This is a genomic window from Mesorhizobium sp. PL10, assembly GCF_053714315.1.
The window spans coordinates 1-542 of record NZ_JBSKBR010000188.1; the positions used below are offsets into that span (position 1 = coordinate 1).

Genomic DNA, 542 nt, shown 5'->3' on the forward strand with positions numbered 1-542 from the left:
CTGCGTGGGAAAACCAGAGAAATAACAGCGGCGCCCGCATCAATTGGATGTTCTCAACCGAGTTCTAGCACTTAGATGCTGTCGGTAGCGGGGCCGTTCCACACCATCAATCTGGGAGAGAAGCTCTCACGTTGATCGCCGCGCCGCACCAACGTCGGCATCCTGGATCAATCAGGTCGATCGGTGGTTCGCAGAGCTGACGCGAAAGCAGTTGCAGCGCGGCGTACATCGTTCCACCGCAGAACTGGAAGCTGATATCGACGCCTTCATCGAAACCCACAACGAGAACCCCACCCCATACAAATGGGTCAAAGCCGCCGACCAGATCCTCGCATCGGTCAAGCGTTTCTGCCAGAAGACAATGAACCGAACTTCAGATTCAGGTGACTAGCACTACTTTGGCAGTTTAGGTTTGAGGGCGTGTGCGGGCAGCTTCTGACAGTGAGGACATCTGCGGGGTGGCGATCGCGTGAAGAGGTCGAGAATGGCTTGTCTAACAGCTGGCATGCTCGGTTGTGGCGGTGGTCCGCCGACTCTTTTTT

At 55.9% G+C, this 542-nt stretch carries 1 pseudogene; it reads left to right on the plus strand.

Annotated elements, in window-relative coordinates:
* Positions 1–100: 100 nt before the first annotated feature.
* Positions 101–391: pseudogene (locus ACWGTO_RS33790) on the plus strand (IS630 family transposase); the annotation flags it as partial.
* Positions 392–542 lie beyond the last annotated feature (151 nt).